The sequence below is a fragment of the Dyella sp. A6 genome (assembly GCF_036320485.1).
GTDB classification, from domain to species: Bacteria; Pseudomonadota; Gammaproteobacteria; order Xanthomonadales; family Rhodanobacteraceae; genus Rhodanobacter_A; species Rhodanobacter_A aluminiiresistens.
Genome location: NZ_CP132911.1, coordinates 2987496 through 3004676 on the forward strand (window position 1 = coordinate 2987496; position 17181 = coordinate 3004676).

Genomic DNA, 17181 nt, shown 5'->3' on the forward strand with positions numbered 1-17181 from the left:
CTGCGCGGCGAGGCTCACATCTGCTCCAGTTCCTTGCCGCGCGTTTCCTTGACGTAGCGCAGCACGAATACCGTCGACAGCGCCGCCGCGACGGCATAGATGGCATAGGTCGGCGCCAGCCCGATGCCGACCAGCAGCAGCGGGAAGGAAATGGTGATCGCGAAATTGGCGATCCACTGCGCGGCACCGGACACCGCCAGGCTGGAACCGCGGATCTGGTTCGGGAACATCTCGCCCAGCATCACCCACATCACCGGGCCCCAGGACATGTTGAAGAAGGCTACGTAGACGTTGGCGGCCACCAGCGCCACCGTCCCGATCGGCGACGGCAGCACGATCTTGCCGGCCGCATCGAGATGGGCATGTGCGAAGGCCCAGACCACGATCGCCAGCGCGACCGTCATGCCGAGCGAGCCGATCCACAGCAGCGGTTTGCGACCGATGCGGTCGACCAGCATCACCGTCACCAGGCACGCCGCGATGCTTAGCGCGCCCGACAGCACGTTGATCAGCAGCGCGTCGCTCTCGGAAAAGCCTACCGCCTGCCACAGCACCGCGCCGTAGTAGAACACCACATTGATGCCCACCAGCTGCTGCAGCACCGCCAGCCCGATGCCCACCCATACCACCGGATGAACCTTGCGCGTGGCCTTGTCGACCAGGTCGGACAGGCTGGGACGGTGACGGTCATGCGCCAGCGAGGCGCTGATCTCTTTCAGCTTGGCACCGGCCGAGGAGGCGCCGTACAGGCGTGCCAGCACCACCTCGGCCTCGGCGTCGCGCCGACGCATCGCCAGGAAGCGCGGGCTCTCCGGAATGAACATCAGCGAGCCCAGGAACAGCGACGACGGCAGCACCTGCATCCAGAACATCCAGCGCCAGGCGCTCTGTCCCAGCCACAGCACCTCGGTCGACGAACCCGCCGCACGTGCCAGCAGATAGTTGCTGAGGAATGCGCAGAACAGGCCGCTGATGATCGCCACCTGCTGCACCGTGGCCAGACGCCCGCGGTAGCGCGAAGGCGCCACCTCGGCGATATAGGCGGGAGCGATCACGCTGGCGGCACCCACCGCGAAACCGCCGGTCAAGCGCGACGCCACGAAAAACTCCACCGCATGCGCGGCACCGGCACCCAGCGCCGACAGCAGGAACAGCATGGCGGCGGCGATCAGCACCGTGCGGCGTCCCTTGAGGTCGGCCGCACGGCCGGCGAAGAAAGCACCGATCGCGCAGCCCAGCAGCATCGAGGCCACTTCGAAGCCGATCTCCGCGGCGGTGGAATGGAAGGCCAGCTTGAGGCCGTCCACGGTGCCGTTGATCACCCCGCTGTCGAACCCGAACAGGAACCCGCCCAGAGTCGCCACACAGCTGATCTGGACGATCAGCCGGGTGTTTTCCGTAGCCGATGACATCCCGGTGTCATCGAGTGCCGCACTGTACATTTCCACGCGTGGACCCCTCTTGTGATGCTGCTGGCGTTGCCGCTGGATACCCCCGGCAACCCGGACCGGTCAGGCCCGGATCAGATACTGGTTGAGCAGGTTCTCGTAACGCTCCTGCTTGCCGCTGCGCTGTGCCGGCTCGCCATGGCCGAGCGCATAGGTGCGCAGATCATCCAGGCCCAGCTTGCCCTGTGCAAACGCCAGCCCCTCGCCCGAATCGAAGGTGGCATAGCGATCCTTCCGCCAGCCTTCCAGCGGCGACTGTGTCAGCAGTGCGTGCGCCACTTCCAGACCACGCGCGAACGAGTCCATGCCGCCGATGTGGGCGATGAACAGGTCTTCCGCGTCGGTCGACTCGCGCCGCACCTTGGCATCGAAATTCAGGCCGCCCGGCTCCAGCCCGCCCTGCCGCAGCACCACCAGCATGGCGCCCACGGTGTCGTAGAGATCGCTCGGGAACTGGTCGGTATCCCAGCCGTTTTGCGCATTGCCGCGGTTGGCATCGATGCTGCCCAGCAGGCCGTGGTCCGAGGCCACCTGCAGGTCGTGCTCGAAGGTGTGGCCGGACAGCGTGGCGTGGTTCGCCTCGATGTTGAGCTTGAAGTCCTTGTCGAGGCCGTGCTGCTTCAGGAAACCGACCACGGTCGACGAGTCGAAGTCGTACTGGTGGTTCATCGGCTCCATCGGCTTGGGCTCGATCAGGAAGTTGCCCTTGAAGCCGATGCTGCGACCGTAGTCGCGGGCCGCTGTGAGGAATCGCGCGAAATGGTCGAGCTCGCGCTTCATCTGGGTGTTGTGCAGCGACGCGTAGCCTTCGCGGCCGCCCCAGAACACGTAGTTGCCGCCACCGAGCTCGACAGTCGCTTCCAGCGCCGCGCGCACCTGCACCGCGGCACGGGCCACCACGGCGAAGTCGGGGTTGGTCGCCGCGCCATTCATGTAACGCGGGTGGGCGAACAGGTTGGCGGTGCCCCACAGCAGCTTCATGCCGGTGGCCTGCTGGCGCTCCTTGGCCATCCCGACCAGCTGCTTCAGCTGGCGCTCGTAGGTGGCGATGTCGTCATCGTCCGGCGCCATGTCGATGTCATGGAAGCAGTAGTAAGGCACACCGAGCTTGGTGAAGAACTCGAAGGCGGCATCCATGCGTGCCTCGGCGCGCGCCATCGGCGTCGCCGGCACGTCCCATGGATAACGTCGGGTGCCGGGGCCAAACGGGTCGTGGCCGGCATTGCAGAAGGAGTGCCAGTAGCACACCGCGAAACGCAGGTGCTCGGCCATGGTCTTGTCGCCGATCTTCTTCTTCGCGTCGTAGTACTTGAAGGACAGCGGGTTGTCCGACGCCGGACCTTCATAGGGAATGGAGCCGATGCCGCCGAAATATTCTTGCTTGCCGATGAAGGGAGTTGTCATGGAATAGTTGTCCTCTGCGAGAAATTGCACCGCCATGGGGTTCAGTCCATCGCCCCGGTCGCCGACGGCCCCTGCTGCTGCAGGGCATCGAGCTGGGCGATATAGCGGCGGTAAGGCGCTTCGTATGACTGGACGCTGGCATGCACCGGCTGGGCCGCGCATGCCACGTCCATCACGACGTGCTCACCGGTGATTTCGGCGATGCCGACAGCATCGCCCTGATGACGGCGCCAGGCCCACAGCGCCTGCAGCGCGGCCCCCAGGGCCGCACCCTCGGTCTCCACGGGCGACTCCACCGGCAGGTCGAACACGTCGGCCACCATCTGGCGCCACGCGGCACTTTTCGCACCGCCGCCGGTGAGCCGCACGGCACTCGCCTGGAGGCCGGCGGCGCGCAGCGCGTCCAGCCCATAGCGGAGCGCGTAGGTCGCGCCTTCCATCGCGGCACGATAGAGATTGGCGCGGGTGAAGTTGTCCGGGTCCATGCCGTGCAGGCTGGCGCGTGCCTCGGGTAGATTCGGCGTGCGCTCGCCGTTGAAGAACGGCAGCATGGTCAGCCCGCCCGCACCCGGCTCGGACTGCCCGATCAGGGCCTCGCCCTCGCGGGGATCGAAGCCGAGCGCGTGGGCGACGCGACCGGTCGCCACCGTGCAGTTCATCGTGCAGATCAGCGGCAGCCAGCTGCCGGTGGACGAACAGAACGCTGCCCACAGGCCCTCATCACTGACGATCGGCCGGTCCGCACAGGCGAACAGGGTGCCCGAGGTCCCCAGGCTCACGCTGAGCGTGCCGGGCGCCACGTTGCCGGTACCGATCGCCGCCATCATGTTGTCGCCGCCACCGGCCGACACGCGTACCGTGCGCGGCAGGCCCAGGGCGTCGGCGATATCCGCCGCGATCGGCACACTGGCATCGGCCGCCAGCAACGGCGGCAGGCATGCCGAAAGATCGCGGTCCGCGTCGGTGGCCGCCAGCATCGGGGCGGACCAGTCACGCGACCGCACGTCGAGCCAGCCGGTGCCCGATGCGTCGCCGCACTCCATCCAGCGTTCGCCGGTGAGCCAGAAATTCACGTAGTCGTGCGGCAGCAGGATGCTGGCGAGTCGCCGGTAGACATCCGGGCGATGCTTGCGCGTCCATGGCAGTTTCGACGCGGTATAGCCCGCCAGCACCGGGTTGCCGGCCTGGGCGATGCACTGCGCGGCACCGCCGGCCGCCGCCATGATCTCGCCGCACTCGCGCCAGGTGCTGGTATCGCACCACAGCTTGGCCGGAGCCAGCACCTCGCCGGCCGCGTCCAGCGGGACAAAACCATGCTGCTGACCCGATACGCCCAGCGCGGCGACACGCCCGCGCAACGCGGGTTCCAGCTCGGCGAAGCACTGACGGATCGCGTCGATCCACCACTCCGGCTGCTGCTCGCGGCTGCCATCGGCTTCGGCGGTCAGCGGCAGCGGACGGCTATGCACCGCCAGCATCGAGCGGCAGGCGGCATCGTAGGCGACCAGCTTGACGCTCTGCGTACCGACATCGAGTCCGACAACGACGCTCATGCCGCCGGCCACGCCTGTCCGTGGGTGGCAGCGCCCGCCGCAGATTTCGGGTACGTGGTCGAACCGTTCAAGACACCTGGCCCTTTCAGGATCCTCGCGATGCCCTGCTTGCCAGCATGCCGGCCGTCATCGGGTATCGCCATTCCGGGAATATCGCGGCATCGGGAGAAGCCGCCGCCTGCGGAAGGATCAGGTCCGTTCCGTCGAAGCGATGCTGCAATCGGGGCCCGCATGCCGCAATTGCGAAATCCACCATTGCGGCACGTCATTTTCCGTGCCGCAATGCCGCATGTGCCTAAGCTCTACAGCAGGTATTGTCCGTGCGTATAGACAGATATCGATTGGCAAGGCACTGGTATTCCATGGCTTCACCACATCGCATCGCCCTGCTTTTCAATGCCAACAAGGTTTACGACCGCAACGTCCTTACCGGCATCGGGCAATACCTTAAATCCACTCGTGTGGAGTGGGACCTCTTCATGGAGGAGGATTTCCGCTGCCGCACGCTGGGCATCCACCACTGGCGCGGCGACGGCATCATTGCCGATTTCGACGATCCGGTCGTGGTCGAAACGCTTTCCGGCATGCCCCTGCCGGTGGTCGCGGTAGGCGGCTCGTATGCCGACCCCAGGCAGTACCCCGAAAACATCCCGTATGTGGGCACTGACAACGCCAAGCTGGTGCGGCTTGCCTACGATCACCTGATCGACCAGGGCCTGCAGCGCTTCGCCTTCTACGGCCTGCCTCCAGCACCCGGCAACCGCTGGGCCATGGAGCGCGAGCAGGCATTCCTGGACATGACCCGCGCCGACCGGCTCGACGCACTGGTGTACCGCGGCTCGCCCACAAGCGCAGGTGGCTGGGGCGTGGCCCAGCAGGCAATGGTGGCGTGGGTGCGCTCGCTGCCCAAACCCATCGGCATCATCGCGGTCACCGACGCGCGCGCGCAGCAGCTGCTGCAGGCCTGCGTGGTGGCCGACGTGGCGGTTCCCGCACAGATCGCTGTAGTCGGCATCGACAACGATCCGATGGCGCAGCTGCTCAGCCGCATCGCGCTGACTTCGGTGCTGCAGGGCGCGGAAGAAATGGGCCACACCGCCGCTCAGCTGCTGCACCAGATGCTGCATGGCGGCCGTGTTTCGCAGACCCGCATCATCGTGCCGCCGAAAGGCATCAACGTGCAGGCCAGCAGCCAGCACCAGCCGCTGAAGAGCCCGCACGTGATGCGCGCGCTGCACTACATCCGGCATTACGCCTGCCTGGGCATCAAGACCGACCAGGTGGCCGACTATGTCGGCGTGTCGCGCACCCTGCTTGAGGAACACTTCAAGCGCGAGACCCGGCAGACGGTGCACCAGGCCATCCTGCGGCACAAGCTGGAAACCGCGCAGAAAATGCTGGTCAATGACGCGGTTCCGCTGGCCGACGTGGCCGTGCAGAGCGGCTTCACCTCGCTGCAGTACATGTACGCGGTATTCCGTCGCGAACTGGGCTGCACGCCGCGGCAATATGCCGAGCAGAACGGCAGCGACCACGATCTGCCGCCCGCCCGGCAAGCACCGGACGGGCGGCGGCAAGGTGCCTCAGAGCTTCACGCTGACTAGCTTGCCCGCATAACTGACGCGGACGTCGCCCGCCGTCGCCGCAGCGGCCGGATCGGGGTGACGACCGTCGATCCGCCGCACGATGAACTCGCGGGTGGCCGGCGCGCCGGTACCGTCGCCCTGGCGGGCACCGATGGTCAGTGTATCGGTAGCGTTGTCGTAGCTGAACGGCACGCGCGAATAGTGGCCCTGTTCGTAGCCGTAGGTGGTGCCCGCATCCTCGTACAGCGAGAAGTGACCGTCCGCGCCCGTGTACACCAGCAGGGTGATCGGGGCATCGGGCTTCTCGCCGGTGTACTGGATCGCCGGGCCGGTCGGGATGATCGCACCCGCCCGCACGAACAGCGGCATCCGGTCCAGCGGTGCCGCGGCATCGACCGTCTGTCCGCCAGCCAGCTCGCGACCGCTGTTGAAGTCGTACCACTGCGTACCGGCTGGCAGGTAGACCTTGCGCGACGTCGCCTTGTAGGTGGTCACCGGGGCGACCAGGAAGGACGGACCGAACAGGTACTCGTCGTTGATGTCGCGCACCTTCGCGTCATGCGGGAAGTCCATCACCAGCCCGCGCATGATGCTGCCGTTCTGCCAGTAGGTATCCGCGGCCAGCGTGTAGATGTAGGGCATCAGCCGGTAACGAAGCCGGTCGTAATAGGCCAACGTGTCGTAGACCGGGGTGCCCGGCCTGGCGATGTTGTAGATCTCGCGCAGCGGCGGCTGGCCGTGCGAGCGGAACAGCGGGCAGAACGCGCCGAACTGGAACCAGCGGACATACAGCGCGCGCCACTCCGCCAGTGCCGCCGCATCCGGATGCAGGTACTTCGGCGGCGTCACGTAGCCACCGATATCGGTGGTCCAGTTGGGAATGCCCGACATGGAGAAATTCACCCCGGCCGAGATCTGGTCACGCAGGTCGCGCCAGCGCGAGGCCACGTCGCCGCTCCAGCTCGCCGCCGCATTGCGCTGCTGTCCGGCAAAGGCCGAGCGGGTCAGGATGAACACCCGCTGGTCGGGGTAGCTGCGACGGCTGCCCTGGTAGACCGCGGTCGTCGTCATCAGCGGGAACGCATTGAAATCGGCCGCGGCCGCACGACCGCTGACCGGCTCCATCAGGCGGATGCGTTCGGCGATCGAGGTGTTGGAATTGATATCCGGCTCGGTCGCGTCGAGCCACCAGGCGTCCACGCCCAGCTTGGCCAGGCTGTCCTTGATCTGACGCCAGTAGATGCGGCGCGCGCCCGGCTTGAATGCGTCATAGAAGGCGTATTCGTAGCCCGGTCCCACCCAGTCCTTGAGCCCTTCCTTCACCGACTCGGGATACACGTCGCCGGCGGCGGCGAGTTCCTTGTAGTGGCTGGTGGTGGTGTAGAACTTCGGCCACACCGAGATCATGAAGTGTGCATGCAACTCGTGCAGCTTGCGGATCATCTGCGCCGGGTGCGGATAGCGCGAGCGGTCGAACTGGTGGGTGCCCCAGTCGGGGTCCTTCCAGTAGCGCCAGTCCTGCACGATGTTGTCCAGCGGCAAGCCCAGGCTGCGGTACTTCTCGACCGTGTCGATGATTTCCTTACTGTTGGTGTAGTGGTCGCGGCTCTGCCAGTAGCCATAGGCCCAACGCGGCAGCATCACCGATTTGCCAGTGACCTTGCGGTAGCCGGCGATCACGTCGTGCAGGTCGTTGCCGTGGATGAAGTAGTAGTTGACCGACTTCGCCACCTGCGAGAACAGCGACAGCTCGTCCTGCTGGCCCGCCGGCAGCGGGTCCAGGTGCTGCAGCGCGATGTAACCGCCCTGCGGCTCCCACACGATGCGGAACGCGTGCTTCTCGCCCGGCTTCATCTGGATGCGGAAGTCGCGGTACCAGGGGTTCCAGTTCTGCCGCCAGTAATCGAGCACCAGTTTGCCGTCGATGTACAGCTTGGTCGAGCCGCTGGCATACAGGCGGAACTTCTGCGCACCGGTCTCGTCGGCGCCCAGCTGGCCCTGCCACACCACCTTCTGCAGCTTGGTGCTGTCGAGGCCGTCCGGATACTTCTTCTGGTCGCTGAGGAACTGGTAGTCGATGTCCGACTCGTCACGACGCAGCACCGCCTTGCCGTTGACGTAGTACGTCGCGGTCAGGCCGCCGGGCCGGCCCTGCGCGTCGAACAGCTTCAGATGCGGCGAGGCCTTACCGGTGAGGCGGTACGGCCGCGGATCGCCGAAACGGGTGATGGAGTCGTTGTCCCACAGCACGCCGTAGTCGCGCGAGGACACCACGAAGGGAATCGCGATGTCCATGTTGTGCTGGGCCAGCTGGACATCCTTACCCTTGTAGTTCATCACGCCTTCCTGATGCTGCCCGAGGCCGTAGAACGCCTCGTCGCGCGGCGAGTGGAACTGCTGCCGCACGGCGTAGTAAGGCTGCCCGCGCACCTGCTCGGGGGTGAAGCTGCGGCCACCGTCCAGCTCGTGCAGGATCGGCCGGCCCTTGGCGTCGAAGAAGCTCACCGCTCCGCCCGTCAGCGCCACGTGCGCACTGAGCGCGGGCGTGGAAAGAATCGCCTCGCCGTTGTGTTCGGTCACGGTGAAATGCGTGTCGCCACCAGTGTGCAGCGCCATCCGGCTCGGCGGCAGGTCGAAGCGCCCATCCGGCGTCGCGGTGACATGCACGATATCGGCGTCGACCACCTGCAGTCTGACCCGCTGTTTCGAATGCGCCAGGCTCACGATGATGCCGTCGGATAGCTTCTGCACGTGCGGTAGCACGTCAGCGGGCGTGGCGGATACGCCCAGACCGAGTGCCGCCATCGGCACGGCCAGGCACCAGGCGGTGCGCAAAGAGGTCTTCATGGTTGTGCTCCCATCGTGATGTCGGCCTGCAGCGGCGTGCTGTCTGAAGCATCGCCCACATAGACAACGAACTTGCCCGGATCGACCCGCCAGCCATGCCGGCACACGTCGTAATAAGCGAATGCGCGGCGATCCAGAACGATATTCACATGCCGGCTCTCGCCCGGCGCCAGACGCAACTTGCGGAACCCCTTCAGCTCCCGGGCCGGCCGTGCGACCTGCGCCGACGGATCGCCGACGTACACCTGCGCCACTTCGGCACCGGCCCGGTGGCCGGTGTTGGCCACGTCGAAAGCCACCTCGACCGAACCGTCGGTGCTTGGCCCGGACACCTTCAGGTGACTGAAGCGGAACTGCGTGTACGACAGACCGAAGCCGAACGGAAACACTGGCTGCGGCTTGTCCGGATGACTGGTATACCAGCGATAGCCCAGGAGCACGCCTTCACCATAACGCACCACCGGGTGCCCGTCGGGCGCGGCATGCGCATAGTAGAAATCGTGCACCGGATTGTCTTTCCAGGCGCGCTGGAAGGAGAACGGCAGCTTGCCTTCCGGCGAATGCCGGCCGAACAGGATGTCGGCGATCGCTGTGCCACCCTGCTGTCCTGGATACCAGTTCTGCAGCAAGGCAGGCACGTCGTCCAGCCACCCCCGGGTGGCATAGCCGCCGCCCGAGGTCACCGTTACCACCGTGTGTGGGTTGGCACGCGCAACGGCTCGGATCAGCGCGGCCTGGCCCCATGGCAGTTCGAAACTGCGATCGAACGCCTCGCTTTCCGCCGCGGGCCCGTAACCCACTGCCACCACAGCGGCATCCGCCATTGCGGCCATCTTGCGCGCGGCCGGTGCAATCAGGTCGTCAACCGCGATCACGCCAAAGCCCATCCGGCTGTAGGCGACATCGGGCTTGTAGTCGAGCCGCAACTGCACCGGCTTGCCTGCGACCAGCGACAGCGTCACCGCATGCGGTGCCTGCCCCTCGCGCATCGGCTGCACGATCTCGGCCTTGCCGTTCACGTACAGCGTGTAGCTGTCCTGGCTTGCTGCCGCCGTGAGGAACAGGTACTTGCCGCTCTTGCCCGGCACGAAACGGCCGGACCAGCGGATGCTCTTGCGCAGGGTCGCCGGCGTGGTCCACAACTCGGGCTTCCAGTGATCGACCGTCGCATCGACCGTGCTGGCCGCAGGAAGGCCGGCGAAATCGGGGTTGTCGAAGGTCTGCCGCAGCAGGCCCGGCTTCCCGTCACCCGTGACGAAGGCCGGCCGTTTGAACACCTGGTCCGGCGTCGGCAGGCCAGGACTATAGAGCACCTTGACCTTGCTCCCGACCAGTTGGCTGATCCCCTCGAGGATGCTCACGGTGTGGAACGTATCGATGTGCGAACTGCCGCCCGCACTGGCTGCGCCGGGATACGCCATCGGGCCGATCACGGCAATCGTCTTCATGCGGGCTGCGTCGAACGGAAGCGTATGGTGTGCGTTCTTCAGCAGCACCGCCGATTCCAGTGCCGAGCGCAGCGCCACCTGATTCGCAGCGGGACCGAGCAGCGGTTCCGCGTAGTCCTGCCGCGGGCGATCCATGAGACCAAACCGTACCGCCGTACGCAGCAACCGGCGTACCTTGCTGTCCAGCTGCGTCTGCGACAGCGTGCCGTCCTGCAGGCCCTGCAGGATTTTCGCGGGCGTCATCTGGTCCGCCGCCGGCATCTCCAGGTCCAGCCCCGCCTTGAACGCCTTGATCCCGTCGTGTACTGCGCCCCAGTCGGACATGAACAGACCCTTGAAGCCCCACCCACGATCGAGCACGTCATGGATCAGGTAACGGCTTTCGGCGGTGTAGTCGCCGTTGACGCGGTTGTAGCTGCTCATCACCGCACCGACGTGGCCCTGCTTCACCGCCATCTCGAAGGCGCGCAGGTAGATCTCGTGCAGCGTGCGCTCGTCGACCAGGCTGTCGAGGTGGCGACGGTCGTATTCGGAATTGTTCGCCACGAAATGCTTGATCGTGGCGACCACGCCCTGGCTCTGGATGCCCTTGATCATGCCGACCGCGATCGATCCAGCCAGCAAGGGATCTTCGCCGTAATACTCCATGTTGCGGCCGTCCAGCGGCGCCCGGTAGATGTTCACCGCCGGGCCAAGCACGAAGCTGATGCCGCGCGCGCGCGCGTCCTTGCCAATCGACGTGCCGACTTCCCGCGCCAGCGAAGGGTCCCAGCTCGCCGCCAGCGCCATACCGGCGGCATAGGCATTGGACGGACCATGCATGCGCACGCCGACCGGGCCATCGGACATGCACAGCCTGGGCAAGCCGATCGTCGGCATCGCCCGCGTGCAGAAGCCGTCGACGCCGCCCAGCAGGTCGACTTTCTGCTGCAGGCTCAGTTCGCCCAGCAGGTGATTCACCTGCTGCTCGACGGCAGGCGTGTCCGGCAATGGATAGCCCGCCGTTCCGGCGACAACGGCGGCCGGGCCCGACATCAGCAGCGACAGACTCAACAAGGCCTTGCGCATGACATACCTCAATACGTACCCAGCCGCACCCGAAGCACGGTCGGCTGGTCGGTGAAATTCAGGCCGTAGTCGGTCTGGTCGCCATTCCACTCGCGGCGGAAAACCCAGTGGCCATGCTGGTAATGACCTTCCTCGACATGGTCGTAGAGGAAATGGATGCCCTTGTGGCCGGCACCGGGTTCGAAGCTCACCCGCACGTTGCGGCCGGTCACCAGGTATTCGTTGGGTGCCAGCCGAGCGATCAGCGCGCCGCCTTCGGGACTCGGATTGCCCTTGGGCGGCACCTCGCCGAACTGTGGCTGGCCGTAACCGAGGCGGACCTTCCAGGCCCCCAGGTCCAGCGTCTGCTCATGCGTCGCGGTCGGTTCGCTGGCGCCCCACAGGCGACCATCGAACGACGCCTGCGCAAGTATCCGGTCGACCGACTCCAGCACGCGGTAGCTGGGCGCGAACGGGGCCACACGGGCGGCGCCATCCTTGGCCGAAGCACCCAGCGGATAATTGGTGTAGCGGGTGAAGTCCATGCCGAACGGCGAGAAGCCGATGGCGCCGTGTCCGAGTACGGCGTAGACGTAGCGCGCATACGCGGCGGCGTTGCCCGTTTCCGGCACGAACAGCGGGTTGTCCGCACGTGCGTAATGATCGAGCACCGCCATGTAGCGGGCGTAATCGGGAAAGTAGATATCCGGTGCGACCAGGTCCAGCGATGGCGCGGTGGCGCGCCAGATCGGTATCACATTGTCGCTGGGACCACCGCTGGGATAGCTCCCGGGCGGGCCCGGTTTCAGCGGGTCGCGCAGGGCTGCGTTGGCGTACATCGGCAGGTCGTAGACGGCCTTGCCGGCCTGCGCGATCTGGTTGATGTAATGCGAGATCGACCAGGCGCTGAAATCCACTGCCGCGTCCTTGCCGAACACCTGCGTCCAGTTGCCCGGCGACTTGCCCAGCGCCTGCAGCAGCGCCGCGGGCACCGGCCCGTCGAACAGGTGGTTGGCCGCGTCCGAATAGTCGCGGTCGTTGCCATACATGCCCGACTCGTTTTCCACCTGCACCATGATCACCGTGTGCCGCGCGCCATCGACCTTGCGCAGATGGGTCATGAAGGCGACGAAGGCGGTGCGGTCGGCATCCAGCGTGCTCTTCGCATACGGCGACAGCACATTCAGCATGCGGCCATCGCGGGTGATCACGCGCGGAAAGCGACGATTGTCCAGCTTCACCCACGAAGGTGCGTAGTTCGGCGAGGTGTTCTTCCAGGTGCCGAACCACAGCAGCACCAGCCGCACGTGGTGGGCCCGAGCCTGATGCAACAGGGTGTCCAGGAAGCTGAAATCGAAGTGCCCTTCCTGCGGCTCGACCTGCCCCCAGGCCATCGGCACCTCGACCGTATTGGCATGCATCTGTTCGATCGCCGGCCACACGTCGGCAAGCATGGCCGGCCACGCACTGGAATTGTTGACCTGCGCGCCCAGGATCAGGAACGGCTTGCCGTCGACCAGCAACGCGTGACGACCGTCGTGGGTGACGATGCGCGGTATCGGCGCGTCGGCCGCCCACGCCGGGCCTGCACCCAGCAGCAGCACGCAGAGGATCCGGGCGGCCCGCCGTGCGAGCCATGCAATACGTCCGCTCATCGTTTCACCTCGTCACGGAATGGTCCCGCCGGCAGGCCGTTCTGGCCGATCAGGTCGGCGTCGACCGGGTCTTCGCTCCACGCATAGCGCACGGCCACGGGATGCTTCACATCGGCGCTGCCGACCACCACCTCGTGTCCAACAATCCGCGCCTGCGCCGGCTTGTAGTGCATGTCGGCACCCGCCAGCTCGAATCCGCCGACACGGTCGCCGCCGCCGCGCACCGCCAGCGCCTGGCCCTGGGTCGCGAAATGGATCCGCACGCTCGATCCTTCGACCTGCATCGAGCGGAACACCGGACCAGAATCGATCACCTTGTCGCCAAGGATCAGTCGACGCGCGACCAGCGCCAGCCGGTGCCCCACATCCTGCTTGTCGGTCGGATGGATGGTGTCGGTGCTGCCGATGTCGATGGTGATCGCCTGACCGGTTTCAGGCAGTGCCAGTGCGGACGTCTGGGCCGCACGCAGTTCTGCCCACGGGCTGTATTGTGCGGTGTCCTCGCCGGCCTTGAAGTTGGCCAGCTGGACCCAGATGAACGGCAGCCGCGGCCGGCTCCACTGCTTGCGCCAGACGCGGATCAGGGTCTTGAAGCGCGTCGCATAGGACCGTGCCTCATGCGCCAGCGCATTGGCCTCGCCCTGGTACCAGATGATGCCGCGCAGCGGGTAACCCAGCAGCGGGTGGATCATCGCGTTGTAAAGGATCGCCGGCTTGATCTCGCGCATGTCGGTACGGGTCAGGTAGACCGCCTGCGGGCGGAACAGCCATTGCCCGGCCAGCGGATGCCGCGTGCCGTCCGCATACTGCACGTACAGCGCGTCCGCACTGCCATGGATGCCGCCGCCGGCGCCCAAGTCGTCCACCCGCACCGCGATCACATTGCGCCCAGCGTGCAGGAAGCGCGCGGGAACCGTGTAGACACGCGGCTTGTTCCAGGCTTCGCTGGTCGCGCCGACCAGATGTCCGTTGACATAGCTGCGATCGGAGTCGTCCACCTCGCCCAGGCCCAGGGTGATGCCCTGCGCTGTCTGTGCCGCGTCCAGCGTGAAGCTGGTGCGGTACCAGGCCAGGCCGTCCATGTCGTAATAGCCCTTGGTTTCCCAGTAGGCCGGCACCGGAATCCGCGCCCAGTCCGCAGTATCCAGCCCGGGGGCCGCCCAGCCCGACCACGTGCCGGTCTCGGCCGGAAGAACGGCCGCGTCGTCCGCCGCCAATGCGGCCGGCCAGCGCGCCAGCTGCCGACGCGCAGCGGCCATGCGCCGGTCCTCGACGGCCGCTTCGGCCTTCAGTTCGCGGGCCAGCTTGGGCATGTCGAAATGGCCGGTGACAGCATCGGTCCAGGCCTGGATGCTGCTGCCGCCCCAACTGCTGTTGATCAGGCCCTGCGCCACATGGGTACGTGCCTGCATGTCCCTGGCGAAGAACCAGCACACCGCCGAAAACTTGCCCACCGTGGCCGGGCTGGCGTCCACCCAGCTGCCGCCGGCAAGCTGTGACTGCGGCTGCAGCGAGGCGCTGCGCGGCACCTTGAATTGGCGGATGTCGGGGTCGTTCGCGCGGGCGATCTCGGCAGCCGCATCACGCACCTCGCTGACGGTGAACTCCATGTTCGACTGACCCGAACACAGCCACACGTCGCCCACCATCACGCGGGGAATATCGATGCGCTGCGCGCCGTCCACCACACTGAGGGTGTATGGCCCGCCCGCGGCATGCCTGGGCAGTATCGCCTTCCAGCGCCCGTCCTTGCCGACGGTCGCGGTAGCCGCGCTGCCGTCCAGCGCCACGTCCACATGATCGCCGGGCGCGGCCCAGCCCCATACGCGCAGCGGCTGTCCGCGCTGCAGCACGGCTCCACTGGAAAAAACCAGCGGCATGCGCAGGGAGGACGCATGCGCCACTGGAAAGCAGAGGCAGCCTGCCAACAGGATGCCCAGATGTCTGAATTTCACTTTGCGCCTCCTGCCGGCTCGCCATAGATGATTCCGCGCGCATCGGGCGCGATGTAGACCCGCCCGAACACCCGTGGGTCGCCGATGATCAGATGGACGCGCCCGTATCGATGCGCGGCATCGTCGATTTCCTGCCACTGCCGGCCGCCGTCGATCGAGCGGTAGATGCCCTGCTTGGCCTGCAGTCGACCGGCGACGAACAGGGTCGGCGCATGCTGCCCCGGCGCCGCCTTGCCGAAGCCGAAGGCATCCACGCCGTCCAGCTTCGCGTAGCGCATCAGCACATGGCCCTGCACATCCGCGCGTAGCAACGGCACATCGCGCGCCGCCACGTAGACGATCCCACCCTGCCGCGGCGAGGCTTCCAGCAATACATGCGCATGGCCGTGGACAGCGGTTGCCAGCTCGCCGCCCATTGCCACGAAGCTGCGACCGCCATCGTCACTGGCGAACAATGCGCCGGTGGCCGGATCGACCGCGTAGAAACGCTGTGCATCGAAGCGGTCGCTGCGTATCTGCAGGCCGCCCGGCAGACCCTTGGCAAGCTGCCAGTGCCGGCCGAAGTCGGTCGTGCGGTAAGCCGCGGCAGCACCACGCGGGGCCCACACCACGACAGTGCCATCGGCATTCACTGCCAGGCTGCCGGCGCCCTTGCCCGTCGGCGGTTCGCTGGCGAACGCCGTCCAGTGCCGGCCATCGTCGCGGGACCACGCCGCGCGTATGGCCGGTCCGAACGGATGGCGAAGATAACCGCTGCGCACGATCAGCGAAGGCCGGCGACCCGCATAGTCGATGCTTTCGCTGTTGGCGTAACGCGGCGGCGCCGGGAACTGCGGCGGCGCCACCGACAGGTTGGCGTGACGGAACCCGTCGAGGTCGCCGACCGCACTGAGCAGATGCGCACCGGTCGGCGGGCTGATCAGCCCCAGCGGCACGGTTTCCTCCAGCCCGCGATCCTGGAACCACCAGTGCACGCGGCCGCCGTGGTCCAGCTTGCGCATGTCACGCGATGCCCAGATGCCGTAGCCGGTGACGAACAGCACGTGATCGGGATCGGCCGGATCGATGACCACGCGGGTCATCCAGTGCGGCGCATGCCCCACGGTCCACACCGCATTGCTGTGGTCGAATTCCGAATGAGCGAACACGTTGGTCCAGTGGCGACCGCCATCGGTGCTGCGGAACAGCAGGTCGTGCGGCGTGTAGTGGTCCATCGTGCTGGCCATCAGCACCTTCGGATTGGACGGATCGATCGCCACGTCGCCCCAGCCGAAACCCTTGGACACGCCACCCGCCGGCAACGGCGTGATGTTGGTCCAGCGGCCGATGGCCGGCTGCCAGCGCCAGACCGCGCCACGCGTCATCGTGTCCGGGCCGGGCTGGTCGCCATAAGTGAGGTAGTACGAGCCGTCGCTGGAACGGTGCATGTGGCTCGGCCGCAGACCGGTCGGCTGACCGGGCACGGGCCGCCAGTGCAGGCCGCCATCGACGGATTCGAAAAGACTGGTCTGGCGGGTCGACACGCCGGCATACAGCACTGGCGTGGGCTGGCCCTTGCGACCGCTGGCCGAGTCGAACACGACGAACACGATACCGATCGGCTGGCGCCGCCAGGCGTTGGCCGCCGTCGAGGATTTGCTGGTCGCGACCGAGGGAAAACTTTTTACCTGCTGCCAGTGGGTACCGTGGTCGTCGCTGCGCCACAGGCCCGCATTGCGCGAGCCGAGGAAAAGAATACGGCCGTCATGCGGGTCCACCGCCAGCCGCTCGCCATTGCCGCGGCCCAGCTCGTTGCCGCCCATCGGGAACGGCAACCGCGCCGCCGTGAAATGGCGCCCCCGGTCGGTGGAGCACAGCACCGCCGCATCGCCGGCCCCGGGGAACGTGTAGGTACCCGCGAGCAGATAGAGCCGATTCGGGTCGGACGGGTCCAGCGCCAGGCTGTCGATGCCCAGCCAGTTGGTATCTGCCGCCTCGATCCAGTCGGTCAGCGACACCCAGCGTCGCTGACCGCTGTCCCAGCGGTAGGCACCACCCACATCGGTGCGTGCATACAGCAGTCCGGGCACGGCTGCGTCGAATGCCAGCCCGGTGACGTAACCGCCTCCGCCGATGCGCACACCGGCGAAGTCGTACTTCACATGTTCCGCCGGGTGGCCAGTGGCATGCAGCGAACCTGCCACCAGAACCAGACCCCACACCCACTTGCGCGCGCTGCGGCGGAACATGCGAAATACC

9 protein-coding genes are annotated in these 17181 nt (G+C 66.5%); 1 reads left to right on the top strand and 8 read right to left on the bottom strand.

The window, feature by feature from the left end:
- Window positions 1-14: 14 nt before the first annotated feature.
- From RA164_RS13460 to xylB, 3 genes are all read right to left on the bottom strand, one after another.
- Window positions 15-1442, bottom strand: a complete 1428-nt coding sequence (locus RA164_RS13460) for a sugar porter family MFS transporter (RefSeq protein WP_412731109.1) — start codon at window positions 1440-1442, stop codon at window positions 15-17.
- 69 nt (window positions 1443-1511) lie between these two features.
- Window positions 1512-2852, bottom strand: a complete 1341-nt coding sequence (gene xylA, locus RA164_RS13465) for a xylose isomerase (RefSeq protein ID WP_329741353.1) — start codon at window positions 2850-2852, stop codon at window positions 1512-1514.
- Between the two features lie 41 nt (window positions 2853-2893).
- Complete coding sequence (gene xylB, locus RA164_RS13470; RefSeq protein ID WP_329741354.1) at window positions 2894-4405, bottom strand: xylulokinase; 1512 nt, start codon at window positions 4403-4405, stop codon at window positions 2894-2896.
- Window positions 4406-4767: 362 nt separating this feature from the next.
- Here xylB and RA164_RS13475 point away from each other — a divergent pair, with 362 nt between their 5' ends.
- On the top strand, window positions 4768-6009 hold the full coding sequence (locus tag RA164_RS13475) for a XylR family transcriptional regulator (protein ID WP_329741355.1): 1242 nt from the start codon (window positions 4768-4770) through the stop codon (window positions 6007-6009).
- On the opposite strand, the gene RA164_RS13480 is transcribed toward RA164_RS13475, so the two are convergent.
- The 5 genes from RA164_RS13480 to RA164_RS13500 are packed head-to-tail and all read right to left on the bottom strand — an operon-like array spanning window position 5989 to window position 17171.
- Entirely contained in the window at window positions 5989-8838 is a 2850-nt protein-coding gene (locus RA164_RS13480) for a TIM-barrel domain-containing protein (RefSeq protein WP_329741356.1), read from the bottom strand. The two genes, RA164_RS13475 and RA164_RS13480, sit on opposite strands and share 21 nt — an antisense overlap.
- Window positions 8835-11354: a glycoside hydrolase family 3 C-terminal domain-containing protein gene (locus RA164_RS13485; protein ID WP_329741357.1), complete on the bottom strand. Its 2520-nt coding sequence runs from the start codon at window positions 11352-11354 to the stop codon at window positions 8835-8837. Before RA164_RS13485 ends, RA164_RS13480 begins: the two co-directional genes overlap by 4 nt.
- An 8-nt stretch (window positions 11355-11362) precedes the next feature.
- On the bottom strand, window positions 11363-12988 hold the full coding sequence (locus tag RA164_RS13490) for a GH35 family beta-galactosidase (protein WP_329741358.1): 1626 nt from the start codon (window positions 12986-12988) through the stop codon (window positions 11363-11365).
- Window positions 12985-14943 (bottom strand): sialate O-acetylesterase, encoded by a 1959-nt coding sequence (locus RA164_RS13495; RefSeq protein ID WP_329741359.1) that lies wholly within the window; start codon window positions 14941-14943, stop codon window positions 12985-12987. The genes RA164_RS13490 and RA164_RS13495 overlap by 4 nt, the downstream gene beginning before the upstream one ends.
- Window positions 14940-17171, bottom strand: a complete 2232-nt coding sequence (locus tag RA164_RS13500) for a beta propeller repeat protein (RefSeq protein ID WP_329741360.1) — start codon at window positions 17169-17171, stop codon at window positions 14940-14942. Before RA164_RS13500 ends, RA164_RS13495 begins: the two co-directional genes overlap by 4 nt.
- Window positions 17172-17181 lie beyond the last annotated feature (10 nt).

Coding starts and splice junctions, on each gene's coding strand:
- RA164_RS13460 (WP_412731109.1), bottom strand. CDS start 1,442: ATGTACAGTGCGGCACTCGATGACACCGGGATGTCATCGGCTACGGAA.
- xylA (WP_329741353.1), bottom strand. CDS start 2,852: ATGACAACTCCCTTCATCGGCAAGCAAGAATATTTCGGCGGCATCGGC.
- xylB (WP_329741354.1), bottom strand. CDS start 4,405: ATGAGCGTCGTTGTCGGACTCGATGTCGGTACGCAGAGCGTCAAGCTG.
- RA164_RS13475 (WP_329741355.1), top strand. CDS start 4,768: ATGGCTTCACCACATCGCATCGCCCTGCTTTTCAATGCCAACAAGGTT.
- RA164_RS13480 (WP_329741356.1), bottom strand. CDS start 8,838: ATGAAGACCTCTTTGCGCACCGCCTGGTGCCTGGCCGTGCCGATGGCG.
- RA164_RS13485 (WP_329741357.1), bottom strand. CDS start 11,354: ATGCGCAAGGCCTTGTTGAGTCTGTCGCTGCTGATGTCGGGCCCGGCC.
- RA164_RS13490 (WP_329741358.1), bottom strand. CDS start 12,988: ATGAGCGGACGTATTGCATGGCTCGCACGGCGGGCCGCCCGGATCCTC.
- RA164_RS13500 (WP_329741360.1), bottom strand. CDS start 17,171: ATGTTCCGCCGCAGCGCGCGCAAGTGGGTGTGGGGTCTGGTTCTGGTG.